The 19,964-nt window shown below is 27.4% G+C and carries 19 protein-coding genes; 2 read left to right on the top strand and 17 right to left on the bottom strand.

Annotated features, from left to right (window positions below):
- Window positions 1-60: 60 nt before the first annotated feature.
- The 6 genes from ABUA17_RS05335 to purB all read right to left on the bottom strand — a co-directional run bounded on the left by ABUA17_RS05335 (window position 61) and on the right by purB (window position 8,032).
- Window positions 61-1,158 carry a tyrosine recombinase XerC gene (locus ABUA17_RS05335; RefSeq protein ID WP_349818102.1) on the bottom strand — a complete coding sequence of 366 codons (1,098 nt, stop codon included), beginning with the start codon at window positions 1,156-1,158 and terminating at the stop codon, window positions 61-63.
- A 410-nt stretch (window positions 1,159-1,568) separates the two neighbouring features.
- A complete protein-coding gene (locus tag ABUA17_RS05340) occupies window positions 1,569-1,757 on the bottom strand; it encodes a hypothetical protein (RefSeq protein WP_042398705.1) in 189 nt (62 codons plus the stop codon).
- Window positions 1,758-1,873: 116 nt separating this feature from the next.
- Complete coding sequence (locus ABUA17_RS05345; protein WP_042398701.1) at window positions 1,874-2,482, bottom strand: acetate uptake transporter; 609 nt, start codon at window positions 2,480-2,482, stop codon at window positions 1,874-1,876.
- An 85-nt stretch (window positions 2,483-2,567) separates the two neighbouring features.
- A complete protein-coding gene (locus tag ABUA17_RS05350; protein ID WP_195948526.1) occupies window positions 2,568-4,496 on the bottom strand; it encodes an ABC transporter ATP-binding protein in 1,929 nt (642 codons plus the stop codon).
- A gap of 100 nt (window positions 4,497-4,596) precedes the next feature.
- Window positions 4,597-6,441, bottom strand: a complete 1,845-nt coding sequence (locus ABUA17_RS05355; protein ID WP_042398696.1) for a hypothetical protein — start codon at window positions 6,439-6,441, stop codon at window positions 4,597-4,599.
- Between the two features lie 160 nt (window positions 6,442-6,601).
- Window positions 6,602-8,032, bottom strand: coding sequence for an adenylosuccinate lyase (gene purB, locus ABUA17_RS05360; protein WP_042398693.1), 1,431 nt, complete (start codon window positions 8,030-8,032; stop codon window positions 6,602-6,604).
- A 135-nt stretch (window positions 8,033-8,167) separates the two neighbouring features.
- On the opposite strand from purB, the gene ABUA17_RS05365 reads away from it, so the two are divergent.
- Window positions 8,168-8,392, top strand: coding sequence for a DUF378 domain-containing protein (locus ABUA17_RS05365; RefSeq protein ID WP_042398690.1), 225 nt, complete (start codon window positions 8,168-8,170; stop codon window positions 8,390-8,392).
- Between the two features lie 53 nt (window positions 8,393-8,445).
- Here ABUA17_RS05365 and ABUA17_RS05370 read toward each other — a convergent pair whose 3' ends face one another.
- The 10 genes from ABUA17_RS05370 to ABUA17_RS05415 all read right to left on the bottom strand — a co-directional run bounded on the left by ABUA17_RS05370 (window position 8,446) and on the right by ABUA17_RS05415 (window position 18,636).
- Window positions 8,446-8,706, bottom strand: coding sequence for an HPr family phosphocarrier protein (locus ABUA17_RS05370; RefSeq protein WP_042398687.1), 261 nt, complete (start codon window positions 8,704-8,706; stop codon window positions 8,446-8,448).
- Window positions 8,707-8,814: 108 nt separating this feature from the next.
- The gene (locus tag ABUA17_RS05375) at window positions 8,815-9,075 is read right to left on the bottom strand and encodes a stage V sporulation protein S (RefSeq protein WP_042398685.1); all 261 of its coding nucleotides are present in this window, start codon (window positions 9,073-9,075) and stop codon (window positions 8,815-8,817) included.
- 186 nt (window positions 9,076-9,261) lie between these two features.
- A complete protein-coding gene (gene rny, locus ABUA17_RS05380; RefSeq protein WP_042398684.1) occupies window positions 9,262-10,803 on the bottom strand; it encodes a ribonuclease Y in 1,542 nt (513 codons plus the stop codon).
- 263 nt (window positions 10,804-11,066) lie between these two features.
- Window positions 11,067-12,110, bottom strand: coding sequence for a recombinase RecA (gene recA, locus ABUA17_RS05385; RefSeq protein WP_042398682.1), 1,044 nt, complete (start codon window positions 12,108-12,110; stop codon window positions 11,067-11,069).
- Window positions 12,111-12,281: 171 nt separating this feature from the next.
- A complete protein-coding gene (gene pgsA, locus ABUA17_RS05390) occupies window positions 12,282-12,869 on the bottom strand; it encodes a CDP-diacylglycerol--glycerol-3-phosphate 3-phosphatidyltransferase (RefSeq protein WP_042398680.1) in 588 nt (195 codons plus the stop codon).
- Window positions 12,853-14,190, bottom strand: coding sequence for a 30S ribosomal protein S12 methylthiotransferase RimO (rimO, locus tag ABUA17_RS05395; protein ID WP_042398678.1), 1,338 nt, complete (start codon window positions 14,188-14,190; stop codon window positions 12,853-12,855). The genes pgsA and rimO overlap by 17 nt, the downstream gene beginning before the upstream one ends.
- Before the next feature lie 75 nt (window positions 14,191-14,265).
- Complete coding sequence (locus tag ABUA17_RS05400; protein ID WP_042398676.1) at window positions 14,266-16,659, bottom strand: FtsK/SpoIIIE family DNA translocase; 2,394 nt, start codon at window positions 16,657-16,659, stop codon at window positions 14,266-14,268.
- A gap of 128 nt (window positions 16,660-16,787) precedes the next feature.
- The gene (locus ABUA17_RS05405) at window positions 16,788-17,573 is read right to left on the bottom strand and encodes a ClpP family protease (RefSeq protein WP_078061327.1); all 786 of its coding nucleotides are present in this window, start codon (window positions 17,571-17,573) and stop codon (window positions 16,788-16,790) included.
- A 25-nt stretch (window positions 17,574-17,598) separates the two neighbouring features.
- A complete protein-coding gene (locus tag ABUA17_RS05410; protein WP_042398673.1) occupies window positions 17,599-18,279 on the bottom strand; it encodes a hypothetical protein in 681 nt (226 codons plus the stop codon).
- A gap of 120 nt (window positions 18,280-18,399) precedes the next feature.
- A complete protein-coding gene (locus ABUA17_RS05415) occupies window positions 18,400-18,636 on the bottom strand; it encodes a ground-like protein (protein ID WP_082423847.1) in 237 nt (78 codons plus the stop codon).
- A 219-nt stretch (window positions 18,637-18,855) separates the two neighbouring features.
- Here ABUA17_RS05415 and ABUA17_RS05420 point away from each other — a divergent pair, with 219 nt between their 5' ends.
- A complete protein-coding gene (locus tag ABUA17_RS05420; protein ID WP_042398666.1) occupies window positions 18,856-19,245 on the top strand; it encodes a PadR family transcriptional regulator in 390 nt (129 codons plus the stop codon).
- Between the two features lie 19 nt (window positions 19,246-19,264).
- Here ABUA17_RS05420 and ABUA17_RS05425 read toward each other — a convergent pair whose 3' ends face one another.
- Window positions 19,265-19,891 carry a hypothetical protein gene (locus ABUA17_RS05425; protein WP_042398664.1) on the bottom strand — a complete coding sequence of 209 codons (627 nt, stop codon included), beginning with the start codon at window positions 19,889-19,891 and terminating at the stop codon, window positions 19,265-19,267.
- Window positions 19,892-19,964 lie beyond the last annotated feature (73 nt).

The following is a 19,964-nucleotide window of genomic DNA, read 5'->3' on the forward strand; positions in this document are numbered from 1 at the left end:
ATATTTAATTATTAATTTAATAACAAAATGCCATTTTCACGGGCAATGAACATATGTTCTTTATTTACTTTTTATACTTGCTAATGGATTAGATTTAGCAGCTTCTCTTAAAATTTCTTCATCTACATGAGTATAAATTTGGGTTGTTGATATATTTTCATGTCCTAATATACTTTGAAGGCTTCTAATATCAACATTACCATGCTTGTACATAAGTGTAGCAGATGTATGACGAAGCTTGTGAGGAGTATATTTTTCATTAGTTAATCCTGCATTCTTAACATGTTTTTTAACAAGCAATTCTACAGTTCTTTTATTTATTGGAGTACCTCTAGATGATAAGAATAAAAATTTTTTATTTTCATCTGTAGCCTTATTATCATTACGTTTTGCAAGATAATCTTCAATTGAACTTATACATGCTTCATTTAAGTAAACAGTACGTTCCTTATTACCTTTACCTATAATAGTTAATGTATCACCTTTTATCTTATCTATTTTTATAGAGCATAATTCAGATAATCTCATGCCACAATTTAAGAATAAAGTTAAAATACAATAATCTCTTAAGTAATTACAATTCTTTTCATCTAAAGAGGAGAGTAGAGATACACTTTCTTCTAGTGTTAAATAAATTGGATGTCGTTTATTTATTTTCGGTGACTCTAACTCAGCTGCTGGATTATAAGTGATTATTTTTGCTTTTCCATGCAAATAATTAAAATACGATTTAATTGTGGCAACTTTTCTAGCTCTTGCATAAGTTCCATTATTTCTTTGCTTTTCTACAAATGATAAAAAGGCATATAAATCACTTAAATCTATACTTTTTAAAAAAGTTTCATCTAAATCATTTATAGGTATTTCTTCAAATTCTATATCATCTGGTATGTAATAACCTTTATATACTTTTAAATACTTAAAAAATAAACTTAAATCAATTTTATAAGCTTCAATTGTATTATAGGATTTTCCTTTAATAGTTTCTAAATAACTTAAAAAATCAGCTAATACTTTAGGCAATTTATTATTATTTTGAACTTCAATACCAAATCTATTTTTTTGTTCTAAATTATTATAAGTATCTTTTTTTACAATTTCGTTTAGATCAAAGTTATTTTGTTTATTAGTTTTAGTATTTTTATCATTTTCATCCATGTAAAATCCTCCTTAAACTAGATTTAATTCTGATTTCATTATATCATAGCTATTTTGTGCTAACAATGACATTTATTTCGCTAAATGGTTATTTAGCGAAATAAATTTTCGAGTTATTTTTGTATTTTTAGCATATATTTTTTCATTTTATACTATTTTTAGATATTTTAATGTAAATTTTATTATTTATTTAAATTTTTTCTTATAAATAAACTTTTTTTAAAGTTACTATCTTTTTTATTAAATTTTAAATTTCAACTATGATATTCTTTTAATAAATTTACATTTATTTTATAAGTTAAATTTTTATTTTTATATAATTCGCTTTTATTTAAATTAAATTATATTCTAGCAAATAAATTTTATTAATTTAATTTTAAATAAAAAAATAAACGCATTATCTAATACGTTTATTTTTCAACTTCAATAATTTTTGTTATTAAATCAGCTTTTAATAATTCTGATTTTGAAAATCCTTTTCTGAAATATCTTATTTGTTTATACATTTCTCCATTCATTTCAAAATCCAAAACATCGATTCTGTCACCAGAATAAATAATCGGATCTTTTTGACCTTTAACTGTAACTTTAATCTTCATAATTAACTCCTTATTTATTCATTTGTTTAATTATATTTTAAGTATACAACATACATTTATTTTTATAAAGAAAAAAGGAAAAGTTTATAAAACTTTTCCTTTTAATATTAAGTGTATTATTTAAATATTCCAAAAGGCTTACCAACTGGTAAAAATACCTTTCCAAAGTGCTTATTTAATACAGCTGCACCACATCCGTAGAATGACATAATAGCTATTAATAATTCTGACCAAGCAGCTAATCCATGTGAAAGTTCTGGCATTATTCCAAATGAATTTAATGATAATCCTAAGAATAAGAAATCAATTAAAACAAATATTGTGAATAATACTTTGTGAGTTTCCATTGCTCCAATTGTCATGAATATTGTAAATATTAAATATCCTAAAAATGCAAATCCTAATTGTTTAGTATCTGCTGTTGCAGCTAACTTTTCACCAAATACTCCATTTTGGATTAACCAAGTGAATCCCATTGCATACCAGAAGAATGCATATGCTCCAAATGCTGTTGCTCCAAATGTGTTATCATGTTTAAAATCATTAATACATGCAAATAATTGTGCTGTTGCTCCTAGGAATATTGCCCATGGGAATACTAATGCTACCCCTGAAGTTATTCCTAATTTTTGTGATGAAGCTACTAAAGTAATTATTGCTAGTCCAAATAATCCTAATGCTGATGGATCAGCAGTTACAATTTTTATCTTTTGCGTGTTTTCCATAATTTCCTCCTAAAAAATATAACTTTTATTACGACCTTATCAAGATTATCAGAAACTTAAATTCTTGTCAATAAGTTATATTCTTTTATTGCTTTTTACTATTATATTCCTCTATTTTTTTTGCTATATCTTCTAAATATTCTTGACGTTCATACTTTTCTAATAATTCCTCTTCAAGCTTAGTTTTTTCTTGATCTAATTCATTTAATAAACCATAACTACTTGAATTTTTTATCATTTCCTCTTCTATTTCTGCAATTTTATTTTCTATAGCTTCAATATCAGTGTATATAGTTTCAAATTCCTTTTGTTCTTTAAAAGTAAACTTTGGTCTTTCGTCTTTATTTTTCACGTAAGTTTTTTTCTTACTTATTTCAGCTTTATTATTTTGCTCCGCTTCTTTTTCTTTTAAAAATTTAATTTCCTTATTAATTAAATAATCACTATAGTTTCCATTATATATGTTAATTAATCCTCTACCCTCAAATGAAAATATCTTATTACAAATTCTATCTAAGAAATATCTATCATGGGAAACAACAATTACAACACCTATAAACTCATCAATAAAATCTTCAAGTATTTTTAATGTTTCTATATCAAGATCATTAGTTGGCTCATCTAAAATTAATACATTTGGAGCTTCCATAAGCACCCTTAGTAAATGAAGTCTTCTTCTCTCTCCTCCTGAAAGCTTTTCTATCATTGTATATTGCATTGTACCATCAAATAAGAAACGTTCTGCAAGCTGAGAGGCGCTTATTTTAGTTCCATCTTCTGTAGGAATCCACTCTCCTCCTTCTTTAACATAATCAATAGCTTTCATAGATAAATCCATATGTGAATCATCTTGAGAAAATGTAGATATCTTTACAGTTTCACCAATTTCTATATTCCCCTCATCTGGAGTAATAGAGTTTCTAATTATATTAAGTAGTGTTGTTTTCCCTACTCCATTGTCTCCAATAATTCCAATTCTATCTTCTTTTAATACTGTATAATTAAAATTATCTATAAGATTTTTAGTTCCATATCCTTTGCTTATATTTTTCAATTCTATAATTTTTTTACCTAATCTAGTTCCAATGAAAGACATTTCTAAATTAGCCTTTGGAGCTATATATTCCTCATTAATTAAATCATCAAATCTTTGAAGCCTTGCCTTTTGTTTTGTTGTTCTAGCTTTAGCCCCTCTTCTTACCCATTTCAACTCTTTTAATATTAACTTTTGCCTTTTCTCTTCACTAGCTGCTTCTAATTCTATTCTTTCAGCTTTCTTTTCAAGGAATGCACTATAATTACCTATGTAAGTATATATATTTCCTCTATCTAATTCTAAAATTTTATTAGATACTCTATCTAGGAAATATCTATCATGAGTAATCATTAATAATGCACCTTTTCTATTATTTAAATATTCTTCTAGCCATTCTATAGATCCTGAATCTAAATGGTTAGTAGGCTCATCTAGTACAAGTAACTCACATGGTTTTATTAATGCTGATGCTAAAAATACCCTCTTCTTTTGTCCACCAGATAAAGTACCCATTTTCATAGTATAATCATTTATTCCAAGCTTAGTTAATATAACTTTAACTTCACTTTCTAAATTCCATAAATTTAAGGAATCAATTTTTTCTTGAGTTTTTATAAGCCTATTGTTAATATCTTCATTAAATTCTTCATTTTTAGTTTTATCTAGTAAATTTTCATATTCCATCAACAATTTCATTTCAGGGGTATCACTATTAAATACTTGTTCTAAAACTGTTGCATTAGCATCAAACTCTGAGTTTTGTGAAAGGTACTCTACTCTTACTCCCTTACCTTTTGTAATACTTCCATCAAAGAACTCATCTCTTCCTGTTATTATTTTTAATAATGTAGACTTTCCACTACCATTTAATCCAATAAGCCCTATTTTATCACCATCATTAATTCCAAATGAAACATCATTTAATAAAACTTTTTCACTATATGTCTTTTTTATATTTTCAACTGTTATTAAATTCATCGTCTTCTCCTTTGATTAGTAATTTATTCACTAATTTTATCACATTTATATAAATTAATGCAAAAAAATTAGGCATACTAAATTTATGCCTAATATATCCTTACCTATTTAATAGAAAATGTAATCTTTGTACTTCTTCATTTTTATTTAGCCACCAATTCCTATACCATATATATATCAATTCTCCTCTTTTATCTATAATATCTAATAATCTTATTAAGATATTAACATTAAATTCTTCTTTATTATTTATAAATATTGTTTTAATTTCATCTTTACCCTTGCATCCAGATACATATAAAAGTGATTTATCCTTTTCATCTTCATATATGTGATAACCTAAATTAGAAAGCAAGTTAGTTATCCCCTTATCTAATCTCTCATTAGTTGAAATTTCACTTTTATATTCCTTAATATCATCACTAATTAAGAAATCTTCACTTTTTATAATAACTTGAAAACTATTATTTATGATTTCTTTGTTAGCATCGTACTCCTCTTTACTAATAATTAAAAATGGATATAAATTAGATAAAAGCTTATAATTTTTTTCTTCATATTTATTATCAATTACTTCTATAAAATCTAATTTGTTAATATCAATTTTGTTTTCTTTAAGATAATCATTTGTATTTTTATAACTATATTCCTTTAATACTTGTGGAATAATATCGTCATATGCTTTTAAAGCTAAATGTAGATTCCTTATTCTTTCATCTACATATTCATACTCAATTATTTCTTCCTCATATTTAAGCTCATCCTCTTCAATTTCTTCATATAAATAATAACTTGGTATGAATCTAATTATTTTCTCTAAATCATTCTTATTATCAATCTTATCATAACAATAATCTAATATATTTCTTTGAATATCACTTAAAGATTTAACTTTATTTTCTAAACTTAAAAATTCTTCATATGTAGTTAATGTTTCTTTTAAATTTAGTATACATTCATATAAATTATCTTCATTCGATACATTATCATCAATTTCATCTAATACCTTTTCTTTAAAAACCTTAGTTAAAAATTTGAATGAACTTGAAAATAACTTTAAATTATCAATATTCTCCATATATTGATTATAAATCTCTTTTTCTCTTTTATAATAAGCATCCTGAACTTGTTTATTTTTATTAGTTATTTTCTTATAATTAAATATTTGAGAGAATTTATACCACTTTATATCTACGATTTCCCCTAACAATTTTTTATTATGTTTGTAATTAATTTTTTTGACTTCTTCTAGCAACTGTTCAGGAGTATAATTTTTATAATAAATTTCTTCATTTTCAAAATCACTCGTGTATTCATTATTATAGATAGGAGGCATAAATGCAAAACTATTATTCAAAATGCCACTTAATTTTGTTATTATTTTTTTTATATCACTTACATCTATATTATCTTTTATAATTTCAAACTTTTTATTTCCTTTAAACTTTAAATACTTTATATATATATTAATATAATTTCCTGCAATAATTTTATCGATCTCTTCTACAACTGTTTCTTCTTCATTTCCAATTACTTCTTTACATTTACTTAAAATCGAAAAAAACCTAAAAGATTCATCTTTAAAATCTAAACTTTTCTTAGTTATTGAATATAAATCATTTAATGACCTTCCTAAATTATCTTTTTCTATGAATGTCAGAAATGTATTTATAATATTTCTTTTATTATTATTTATCTCTCTATTAAGTACTATAAGCTTCTTTGACTTAATTGAATCTAAATTGTAACATGAATTCAAATCTTTATATTTCTTTTCAACTCCTTCTACAGTAGCATTGTTTAATATATATTCTTGTAAATAATTTATAACATAATCACTTTTTTCATTATTTCTAATTATAGCAATTCTATTCCCTTGTATATAGTTTTTAATTAAGTTATCAAAAGTTGAGTTTTTCAATAAATATTCATAAATCTCTTTCATTATTTAGTGTAATCCCCTTATTGTATTATTTACTATAACATATGATTACTAAATAAATTACATTACAATATTAGTTAGATTACACTATAAATAAGCTATATTTAATAAAAAATCTACTTTAAGTTAATTTCAATTAACTTAAAGTAGATTAATATTTTAACTAAACAGTAATTTCACTTTTTATTTCTAATGCATCCTTATTTTCATCTATAATAGGTGAAACATATTCAGCAATAAATTCAACAACTTGACTTGGAGCTCTACCTACAAATTTTTGTGGATCGATTATTGCTAAAATTTCTTCTCTTGATAATCTAAAGTAATCATCTGCCATGATTCTTTCAATTAAATCATTATTTAACCCTTCACCCTTAACTCTTTGAGCTGCTGCCATTGAATGTTCTCTAATTCTTTCATGTAACTCTTGTCTATCGCAACCCTTTTTAACTGATTCCATCATTATATTTTCTGTTGCCATAAATGGTAATTCTTCATTAACATGTTTAGCTATTACTTTATCATAAACAACCATATTTTCAGCAATATTAATATAAAGATTTAAAACACCATCTAAAGCTAAGAAAGCTTCTGCTACTGATATTCTCTTATTAGCTGAATCATCTAATGTTCTTTCAAACCATTGCGTAGAAGCTGTTATTGCAGGATTTAAAGCATTAACTACAACTGTTCTTGCTAAAGCACCCATTCTTTCACTTCTCATTGGATTTCTCTTATATGCCATAGCTGAAGATCCAATTTGATGTTTTTCAAATGGTTCTTCTACTTCTTTCATACTTTGTAATAATCTTAAATCATTACTAAACTTATATGCACTTTGTGCTACTTCTGATAAAGTATTTAAAACTATAGAATCAATTTTTCTAGGATATGTTTGTCCTGTTACTCCATAACTCTTTTCAAATCCCATTTTTTCAGCTACATATGTATCTAATGCTTTAACTTTACTTTCATCACCTTCAAATAAATTCATAAAGCTTGCTTGAGTTCCAGTTGTACCTTTAACCCCTCTTAGTTTCAATTTACTTAATAGAAAATCTATATTTTCTATATCTAAAACTAAATCTTGCATCCATAATGTAGCTCTCTTGCCAACTGTAGTCAATTGAGCAGGTTGAAAATGTGTAAATCCTAATGTAGGCATATCCTTATATTTCATTGCAAAATTTGATAAATGATTTAAAACTGTAACTATCTTTTTCTTAGTTAATAATAATGCATCTCTCATTATTATTATATCAGTATTATCCCCAACATAGCAGCTAGTAGCACCTAAGTGTATGATTCCTTTTGCATGAGGACATTGTAATCCATATGCATATACATGACTCATAACATCATGTCTTACTTCTTTTTCTCTTTTTCTTGCCTCATCGTAATTTATATTATCTATATTAGCTTTTAACTCATTAATTTGCTCTTCTGTTATATTTATTCCTAATTCTCTTTCCCCTTCAGCTAAAGCAACCCATAACTTTCTCCAAGTTGTAAATTTCATATCATCAGAAAATATATAACTCATTTCCTTTGATGCATATCTAGAGTTTAATGGCGAATTGTATAAGTTTGTCATTTGAACACCTCCGAATAATTTATGCTTTTAACATAATATAATTCGTATTATATCATATTTTTATTTTTTTTGTTAGTAATAATAAAAAAAAATTTTCATATTATTTATTATAATACATATTACGGAGGAATTATTATGTGTAAATTAAGTACCTTTGATAAGTTTTCAGCCATTGTAGTTTTACTAGGATCATTAACATGGGGGATAATAGGAATATTTAATATTAATATTCTATCAGTATTATGTGGTGGTTCACCTACTATTTTAAGAATGATATATATTTTAATATTAATATGTGCTATTGATTTAATATCTTTAATATTTAGATGTAATATTATAACATTTAATACAGATAAGTAAACTAGTAAAACATACAATAAAATAAAAAAAAGTGCTTACGCACTTTTTTTATTTTAGTCTTCTAAAGTTTCGATTAATTTAGCGATTTCTTCTGCTGCTAAAGTTTCATCATCACCGCTAGCTGTAACTGTGATGTTAGCTCCTTTAGTAACTCCTAAAGATAAAACACCAATTAAGCTTTTAACGTTAGCTTTCTTTCCGTTAAATTCAATGCTTACATCAGATTTGAAAGATGAAGCTTTCTTAACTAATAAAGTCGCTGGTCTTGCATGTAAACCAGTTCCATTGTTTACTATTACTTCTTTAGATACCATTAAAACACACCTCTTTACGTATAATATATTATATATCTAACGATTACATTATATACTGTCCTTAAAATAATTTCAATACTAAAATGTCTTTTAATATAAACTTATTTTTTATCTAGGTTGTACAATTAATTTTATAGCTGTTCTTTCTTCACCATCAATTTCTATGTCAGTAAAGGCAGGTATACATACTATGTCTCTTCCACTTGGAGCAACAAAGCCCCTTGCAATTGCTATAGCCTTTACTGCTTGATTTATTGCACCTGCACCTACAGCTTGTATTTCTACAATATTTTTCTCCTTAATAATTGCTGCTAGAGCACCTGCCACTGAATTTGGATTAGATTTTGTTGATACTTTTAATACTTCCATTTGTATTTCTACCTCCTGATTTAAAATCGTTTACATATGATTGTTTATAAATTCTTATAATTACTTATATGATTATATATTCTACAAAAGACTGAAATCTCCTTTTAATTTTAAAAAAAATTTAAAAAATTTTTAAAAAAAATATAAAAAATGCATTTTGTAATAATACAAAATGCATTTTTTTATTTATTTAGCAAAATCCACTGCTCTTATTTCTCTAATTACATTGATCTTAATTTGCCCTGGATACTCTAATTGTTCTTCAACACTTTTAGCTAAATTACGTGCTAATTCAATTGAACCAGCATCGTCTAATTGTTCTGGTTTAACCATGATTCTAATTTCTCTTCCAGCTTGAATGGCATATGACTTATCTACGCCCTCATAAGAATTTGCAATTTCTTCAAGTTTCTCTAATCTCTTAATATAAGCTTCTAACGTTTCTCTTCTAGCGCCTGGTCTTGCTGCTGATATTGCATCAGCTGCTTGAACTAAAACAGCTTCCATAGACATCATTTCAACATCACCATGGTGAGCAGCAATAGCATTTACAACTAATGCTGATTCATGATACTTTTTAGCAAAATCTCCTCCGATTAATGCATGAGGTCCTTCTTGCTCTTGATCTATTGCTTTACCGATGTCATGTAATAAACCTGCTCTTTTAGCTAAATTTACATCAAGACCTAACTCTGAAGCCATTACGCTTGCTAAGTATGCAACTTCTATTGAATGCTTTAACACATTTTGACCATAGCTAGTTCTATACTTTAATCTTCCTAAAAGTCTTATAATTTCAGGGTGTAAACCATGTACACCTGTTTCTAAAGTCGCTTGTTCGCCTTCTTCTTTAATATCATTTTCAACATCTTTTTTGGCTCTTTCAACCATTTCTTCAATTCTAGCTGGATGTATTCTTCCATCTACAATTAATTTTTCTAGTGCTATTCTAGCTACTTCTCTTCTTATAGGATCAAAGCTAGATAAAATAACCGCTTCTGGAGTATCATCAATAATTAAATCTACTCCTGTTAATGTTTCGAGTGTCCTTATGTTTCTACCTTCTCTTCCAATAATTCTGCCCTTCATCTCATCATTTGGTAAAGCAACAACATGAACTGTAGATTCAGATACATGATCTGCTGCACATCTTTGAATTGCAGTAGTTATAATTTCTCTTGCTTTTTTATCAGCTTCTTCTTTAGCCTTTGACTCAATGTCTTTAATCATTAAAGCTGCATCATGAGAAACTTCCTTTCTAACTTCTCCAAGAAGAATTTCTTTAGCTTCTTCTGAAGTTAAAGTAGATATTCTTTCTAATTCTTCTCTTCTTTTAGCATGTAACTGCTGAACACTTTCTTCCATTTGATCAATTTCTTGCAATCTTTTATTGATAGTTTCTTCTTTCTTTTCTAATAGATCACTCTTTTTGTCTAAAGATTCTTCTCTTTGAAGAATTCTTCTTTCAAGCCTTTGAATTTCATTTCTTCTCTCACGAGAATCTCTGTCTAAATCATTTCTTAGTTTGTGAACCTCTTCTTTAGCCTCTAAAATAGATTCTTTCTTAGCAGCTTCAGCTTCTCTTTTAGCCTTTTCAACTAAATCTTTAGCTTCATTTTCTAAAAATAAAACCTTCTTTTGTGTGGCCTTTTGTATTGCCTTGTATACGATAAACCCGAATACCGCTAATACAACAATATCAACCAATATAATTGTTAATATCTCCAAACTAACACCTCCTCGTATAAATCTCTATTTATAATTTAATAGAGAACGTCTAGGTGTCATATTATTCTCACTGTCCCTATGAATATGATAAACCAGTATTTGTTATTATTTTACCTTATAAACAAAAATATGTCAAGATTAGTTCCTTGCTATGTATACACACTAAATTGCTTAAAGATATTTCATTAATAGTATTTCCTATTTATTTATTTATATTAAAAAGGATATGCAATTTATAAAAACTACATATCCTTAATTATTATTTATTCGCTAACTTTTTTAGCTGACCCTTTAGTTTTATCTACCATTAGCGGTAATTCATATTTACTTCTAATTTTATTTTCTATTTCAAGAGCAATTTCAGGATTATCTTTTAAATATTGTTTAGCATTTTCTCTTCCTTGACCTAATCTTATATCCCCATAAGAGAACCAAGCTCCGCTCTTTTGAACAATATTTTCTTTAACACCAACATCAACAATATTTCCTGTTCTTGATATTCCTTCATTATACATTATGTCAAATTCAGCTTGTTTAAATGGAGGTGCTACTTTGTTCTTCATAATTTTTACTCTTGTTCTGTTACCAACAATTTCATCACCTTGCTTAATTGAATCGATTCTTCTAACATCCATTCTAATACTTGAATAGAACTTAAGAGCTCTTCCCCCTGTTGTTGTTTCTGGGTTTCCGAACATAATTCCAACTTTTTCTCTTAATTGATTAATGAAAATAACAACACATTTAGATTTATTTATAGTACCTGTTAATTTTCTTAAAGCTTGAGACATTAATCTTGCTTGTAAACCAACATGAGAATCACCCATTTCACCTTCAATTTCAGCTCTTGGCACTAAAGCTGCTACTGAGTCAACTACAAGTACATCTATGGCTCCAGATCTAACTAATGCTTCTGCTATTTCAAGCCCTTGTTCTCCTGTATCTGGTTGAGATACTATAAGATTTTCTGTATCAACACCAAGGTTTCTAGCATAACTTGGATCTAATGCATGTTCAGCATCTACGAAAGCAACAGCCCCACCTAACTTTTGAGCTTCAGCTGCAACATGTAATGCAACTGTAGTTTTACCTGAACTTTCTGGTCCATATATTTCAATAATTCTACCTCTTGGTACTCCTCCAATTCCAAGAGCTATGTCCAAATCAAGACAGCCAGTAGAAATTGAGTCTACATTTAAAGTGCTATGTTCACCTAATTTCATTATAGACCCTTTACCAAATTGTTTCTCAATTTGACTCATCGCATTCTCAATTGCTTTTAATTTATTTTCATCAATATTTGCCATTAAATAATCACCCTTTCATGAACGTTTGTTCTTATGTTTTTAATTATAAAGTATTATTTATTTGTAGTCAACATATATTATAATTTTTTATTGAAAAAAGAGCCCTTTCTATATATTCTTTATATAGAATGAACTCTTTGAATTATAACCAATTTATTTCATTATTAAACCTTATTTCATAGAAATAGCTGCCTTATTTTTAACAAAATAATCAACACCTGAAATTATTGTAATTATTACAGCTAATATTAATAAAATATTAGGAACATAAGTAAAGAACCCATTTAAAAATGCATTATTACTTACAAAATTAATTGCTGCTTGTGATGAGACAATATTAACTTCTACTAATAATGTAATAATTGCAGCCATTTGAGTTACTGTCTTTATTTTTCCCCACCAGCTTGCAGCAATTACAATACCATCTGATGCAGCTAAAGTTCTAAGACCAGAAACTGCAAATTCCCTTGCAATTATTATTACTACAGCCCAGCCTGGTATCATATTTAATTCAACCAATGAAATTAATGCCGCTGTAACTAGTAACTTATCCGCTAATGGATCCATAAATTTCCCAAAATTAGTTATTTGATTTCTACTTCTAGCTATATGACCATCAAGTTGATCAGTAATCGATGCGATTATAAATACCGCTGTTGCAACTATTGAACCATATGGAATATCCCTTACTGCTATAAAAACTAAAAATACTGGAACTAGAAATATCCTAATCATTGTCAATTTATTTGCTAAGTTCATCAAAAATCTCCCCTATTAAATCGTACTCCATAACATCAGTAACCTTAACTTTTATTATATCGCCTATACTTAATCCGTCATGCTTCTTAATATAGATAAGCCCATCGATTTCTGGAGCCATTTCGTAATTTCTACCAATGAAATATTCTCCATTGTTGCTATCTATTATGGTATCATAAATATTTCCTATTTTCAATTTAATTTGTTCTTTAACAACATCTCTTTGAATAGCCATTAATGTGTTTTGACGTTCTTTCTTTATATTTTCTTCTATTTGGCCATCCATTATTGCTGCTGGCGTATCCTCTTCTTGTGAATATGCAAATACCCCTACATTTTCAAGCTTATAATCTTTTAAGAATGTTGCTAATTCATTAAATTCTTCTTCTGTTTCTCCTGGGAATCCTACTATTAATGATGTTCTTAATGCTATATTAGGAACCTTATTTCTTAAAGTTTCTATTTTATCAATTATAGTTTCCTTATTAGTTCTTCTTCCCATTTGCTTTAACACTTTACTACTTATATGTTGAATAGGTAAATCTAAATACTTCACAACCTTATCGTTATTTGCAATTTCTTCAATTAATTCATCAGTAATTTCTTCAGGATAACAATATAGAAGTCTAATCCATTCTACTCCATCAATTAATGAAATTTTTCTAACTAAATCATGAAGCATTCTTTTTCCATAAATATCAACACCATAATCAGTTAAATCTTGTGCTATTAATATTATTTCTTTTACTCCATTGTTAACTAAAAGATTTACTTCATCTAAAATATTTTTTTCTAATCTACTTCTAAATTTTCCTCTTATTTTAGGTATTATACAGTAAGTACAAAAGTTATTGCATCCTTCTGCTATTCTAACATAAGCTGTATGTTGCTTAGTTGTTAATAATCTAATACCTTCATTAACCCCTTCATCACTATAAGCTGCTGATGAAATTCTCTTATGATCTTTGATAAAATCTAAGATTAATCTGTGTAATTTCATATAATCATTAACTCCCATTAATATATCTATCTCAGGAATTAATTCTAATAATTCATCACCATATCTTTGAGTTAAACACCCAGTAGCAATTAACATTTTACATTTATATTTATTTTTGTACTCAGCCATTTCTAAAATAGTATCAATAGATTCTTGCTTTGCACTTTCTATAAATCCGCATGTATTTACTATAATTATATCTGCTTCCTTAGCGTTATTTGTAATTTCATAATGTTTATTTATAGCTCCTAAGATTAATTCTGAGTCTACTCTATTTTTGTCGCATCCCAAACTAACCATTCCAACTTTATATTTACTCAACTTTTTTCCTCCTAAGTATAAATAATAATACTTATTTTAATTTAACTATCTCATATTTACAAGTATTTTATATTGTTATTCGTTATATCTATCTTCTTTACCAACCAATACCTGCCTTGGTCTACTTCCATCTTTTTCTGATATTATACCATGTTCTTCTAGTTCATCCATAATCCTAGATGCTCTATTAAATCCTACTCTTAATTTTCTTTGAATAAAAGATGTTGATGCTTGTTGATAATCAATAACCAATTTCATTGCTTCTTCTAGCAATTCATCAGTATCACTACTACTCATTGCAGCTTCATTACTTGATTCACTATTTATATGATTAATAATATCTTCTGAATAATCAACATCATCTTCTGAGTTTTTAATATACTCAACTACATTTTCAACTTCCTCTTCTGAAATAAATGCTCCTTGAACTCTTAAAGGTTTATTTTCACCTATAGGATAATATAACATATCACCCCTACCTAATAGTTTTTCTGCTCCAACTTGATCTAGTATAGTTCTTGAGTCAGTTCCTGAAGATACTGCAAATGATACTCTTGATGGAATATTTGCTTTAATTACCCCAGTAATAACATCAACTGAAGGTCTTTGAGTAGCAATTATTAAATGCATACCAGCAGCTCTAGCCATTTGTGCCAATCTACAAATATAATCTTCAACATCATTAGGACATGCCATCATTAAGTCTGCAAGCTCATCTACTATTACTACTATATAAGGTAGCTTTTCTTGTATTTCACCCTTTTCATATAGCTTATTATAAGATTCTATATTTTTAACTTTCATTTGAGAGAATAAATTATATCTTTTATTCATTTCATTTACTGCCCAATTTAATGCACCAGCTGCTTTCTTTGGATCTGTAACAACAGGTATTAACAAATGTGGTATTCCATTATAAACACTTAATTCAACAACCTTAGGGTCAACCATAAGTAACTTAACCTGTTCTGGAGAGTACTTGTATAATAAACTTATTATAAGAGAATTTATACATACTGACTTACCTGATCCAGTAGCACCTGCAATTAACATATGTGGCATTTTACTCAAATCACCAACTATACATTTGCCTGTAATGTCTTTTCCTAATGCAAAAGCTAAATTTTTTGATGTATTAGTAAATTCCTTAGAATCTAATACTTCTCTTAAAAATACCGGAGATTGTTTCTTGTTAGGAACCTCTATACCTATAGCTGCTTTACCTGGAATTGGCGCTTCCATTCTAACACCATTTGCTGCTAAGCCTAAAGCAATATCATCTTGAAGGTTAACTATTTTAGAAACCTTAACTCCTGGACTTGGCTGTAATTCAAATCTTGTAACAGAAGGCCCCTTAGTAACTTGTACTACTTTTGCTTCAACTCCAAAATTAGAAAGTGTTTCTTCAAGCTTATTAGCATTATCTATCAAGTCTTTTTTATCTTCATTTTTAAGTTTTAATTTAGAATTTATATTTAATAAATCCATTGTAGGAAAAGCATATTCTTTTTTTTGTACTTCACCTGATTCATTTAAGGATTCTTCAATTTCCTTACTTACAACTTCTTTATCATCATGAGATAAATTTTTGTTTATCTTTTTAGTTTCACTACCTTTAGCAACAATATATTCTTCTTGCATCCCAGCTTCACTAGAGAAATCTTTATCTAAATCAAAGTCTTGAAGAGGATTTACATCTTGTAGCTCAGAATTTCTCATAAAGTCTAAAATTTGTATTTTATTATTTATACCTTTAATAAAATCTTCTTTCTCGTTATTATCATTTTCTGGAACAATAACTTCTATAGTATCATTAGTAACCTTTCTTTCAGATTTCTTACTAACTTTACTTTTTTGATTTTTAACGTTGCTTCTTCCACCTCCTACAAGTCCATCTATCAATCCCTTACCTTTAACATATATATCATATAATGTTATATCCATTAATAAGATACTTCCTATAGCAAACAATGTAATATATAATATGTAACTTCCTATATATCCTATTAACATAGATAAAGGATAAGCTATTATAAATCCTAAAAAGCCACCATGCATACTATAATTAGTTGAAAACTTCATTTCTCTAATTGTATCTATAAATCCTTTACTAATTCCTTGCCCTACAGCAAAATTGATAGAAATAGTACTACAAAACAACCAAATTACTACAGCCATTAATGTAATACTAAAAAACCTTCTAGAATATTTAATAGTTCCCTTTGATTTTATTGTATCTATACCAAAATATATTAAATATATCGGAATGATATAAACAACTACTCCGATAAAATGATACATCACTCTTCGTGTAAATATAGATAAAATCCCAGCTAAATCTGTATATGTTGAAAAACATAATAAAATTCCTACAGCAACATATATTATAGCTTTGATATCTCCTTTCTTTTCAATAGATGAATCTTTTTTCTTTTTACTAGTATTCTTCTTTTTACTGCCCGTTCCCATCAAATCACCTCTGTACTTAAAACATCATTTTAGTAAATTTTATTATATTATAGCTTATAAATATTTTAAACACATTTCAAACAAAAAAGAAACTCCTATATGGAATTTCTTTTCATTGTTTTCATATTTTATTTTTCCTCTTCTTTTTCCTTTATTAATTCATTTAATTTAGCTAATGCTTCTTTTATACCTCCAACTTTATCAATTAATCCGCATTCAACTGCCTGCTCTCCAATCAACATTGTTCCCATATCATTTAATAATTCATCTGACTTTAACATCATTCTTTCTAATTCATCTTTATCAATTTTTGAAGTTCTTACAATAAAACTATTAATTCTTTCTTGCATCTTCTTAAAATAATGGAAAGTTTGAGCTACCCCTATTACAAATCCATTCATTCTAACAGGATGTACAATCATAGTTGCAGATGGTGTAATAAAAGAATAGTCTGCTGATGTTGCTAATGGAACACCAATAGAATGTCCTCCACCTATTACAATAGAAACTGTTGGTTTTGATAATGAGTAAATCATTTCTGCTATGGCCAATCCAGCCTCTACGTCTCCTCCTACTGTATTTAAAACAATTAATACTCCTTTAACCTTATCATTTTGTTCCATGGAAATTAATTGTGGAATTAAATGTTCGTATTTTGTTGATTTTGTTTGTGGTGGTAATACAACATGCCCCTCAACTTGACCGATTATAGGAAGTATTTGAATACTTTGATCTGGCCCAGTCATATTGGTATTTCCTAATTCTCTGATTTCAGATAGTTTTGCTTGGTCCTTCTTCAAACTTTCCTCTTCATGTTTTTCACTTTCATTTCCAGTCTCATTTTCACTATTTATATTTCCAGTACATTTCAATTCATTTTCATTTCCGTATGTAACATTATAATTAACATCCATAAAGTTATCCTCCTATTTTTTTCATTTAACCTCTTATATCTAAAACTACAGCATAAAGTATTTTTCCATTTTTATATGTCCCTTCAATTCCAACTACAATTTTCTTATCATAATTAGGAACTCTAATACTTCCTCTAGTCATTTCTAATTCAGTTATTTCATCATCCCATATATACGCACGAATTTTTTTAGGTTTTTCACTAAACTCAAAATTTATCAACTCACCTGGTCTTACCTTTAATGAAGATTTCTTCAACAAAACTTTATAATCATCATAATTACTACAAGCAAGTTCACTTTCTGTATTTTCATTTGTTATAGTAAAGTTATAACTACATAAGTATTTAGTAGAATGTTTCCCTCTTAATCTAACTATTAACTTAGGAATTGATTCATTTTCTTTTTTATTATCATTTTGTTTTTTCTCTTCTGTAGTTTTTTCAGGCATATTTTCACCATTTTCAATTTCATTTGCCTTTTTTTCTTCTTCTTTTTTTCTTATATCGTCTAATCTTTGCTGATCAACTTTGTGACGTTCCTCCTTTAACTCTTTTTTTACATCTTCTAACCTTCTATATGGCTCACCCTCACTGTTTTCTTTCGATTCTCCTTCCTCACTCTCAATAGGTTCTGAATATACTAAATTACTATTTATAGTTAGTAATATAGTTAATATTAAGTTAAATAAGAAAAATTTCTTTCGCATATAACAACACCTCTAGAGTTTCTTTCAAAAGTAGTTTTCCCATAATACAAAAATTAATTTATAATAAATAAAAAAGTGTACTAAAAAGATAATACACTTTTTAGTACACCTAGCCATGAATTACCAGCATCCTCCACAGAAGAATAATAGTATAATTATCCACCATGCCCAGCCGCCACCGCAGCCTCCAAAGCCACCACAGCCACCGCCACAGTTACCGAATCCTCCACCATATCCTCCGTAGCCGCATCCGTATCCGCTATTGTTACAACATTGATTGCAACATTGATTGCAACATGGTTGACAACAACAATTGTTTCTACAACAGCAGTTTCTTCTACAACACTTCTTTGACATGTTTCTCATCTCCTATCATTGGTACTTTAATATATAGTATTCAATTTCACATTTTATGGTTCTACATTTCGTAATATTCTTTTTAAATAGACACTGTTAATAATTTTTGTTATCATTAAATAAGTAAACTTAGACAGCTCAAGTATTGAGATAGCTTTTATAAATATGATTTTAAGATAGTAAATTTATAAATACTTTTATGAAAAAAGGAGTGATTAAATGAGTACAACTAGAAATAGATTAGTAGCACCTAGAAATGTAGTAAACACAAAAATGCTATATTCATTTTATATATTAAAGGAATTATCTAAGGGTGAAGTAATGTTCGGTAATAAAGTACTTGAAACATTTAGAGATGTATTTCAAACCTCTAATTTACCTTTTCCTGTATCATCAAGCACTATTTATGAAACATTTTATGATTTAGAAGAAAAAGGTTACGTAATTAGCAAATGGACAGGTGATGAATTTTTAAATAAGAGAAGCAAAAAAATATATTCCATTACAGATGAGGGTATTTACTATTATAAACACCATATAGCGGATTATATTCATAATTTAGAAAGAACTAAAAGCACTCTTGATTTAATGATAAATATGCTAAAATAATATATATTAAAAAGATGACTTAAGAATTTAAGTCATCTTTTCCTTTATAACCCATATTACATATCACATCTAAGGATTTTAATATATCCCTATATCCTTTTTTCATAAGAGAATCACAATAAAGTTCATTAAAACTCAAACAATCAATATTCTTCGATAACAATTTAATATAATTTTCTCCATAAAGCTTTATTAAAATATTTTTGAATGAATTTTGGATTACTATTCTATCATTTAAATCCTTACTATTAGAACCTTCGATTTTCTTTGAATTAATTTCTAAAATTCCATAAAACTGATAAATATAACTAAGCTCCTTTAATGAATATTCGTCACATAAAGTTGCTATTATTTTGTGATAATCCTTGTACATAGGTATTGAATAAGACACTTCATAATTATCCATATTTTGAAGCACTCTTACACTTTGGTAAATTGCATTACAAAAGTCCAATCTTATTATATTGGCGTTAATATACTTTTCCTTTGCATTACAATTTTCCTGATAATTTAAATTTTCTCTTTGAATTCTAACTTGTTCATGTAATGAAACTTTATTAATAAAAATACTGCAAATAGCTCCAATTACAGAACCTAAAACTAATCCACCCGCTGAGATTAATGCTGTAACAAGTGCAATCGGCAACAAAACTCACTCCTAATAGTTGATTACAATTATAGTATTATCATTATTTTTTAAAATATTATTATATATTTGT

The sequence above is a fragment of the Clostridium sp. RTP31139st1_H3_RTP31139_211217 genome (assembly GCF_040227035.1).
In the GTDB taxonomy this organism is placed as follows: domain Bacteria; phylum Bacillota; class Clostridia; order Clostridiales; family Clostridiaceae; genus Clostridium; species Clostridium saudiense.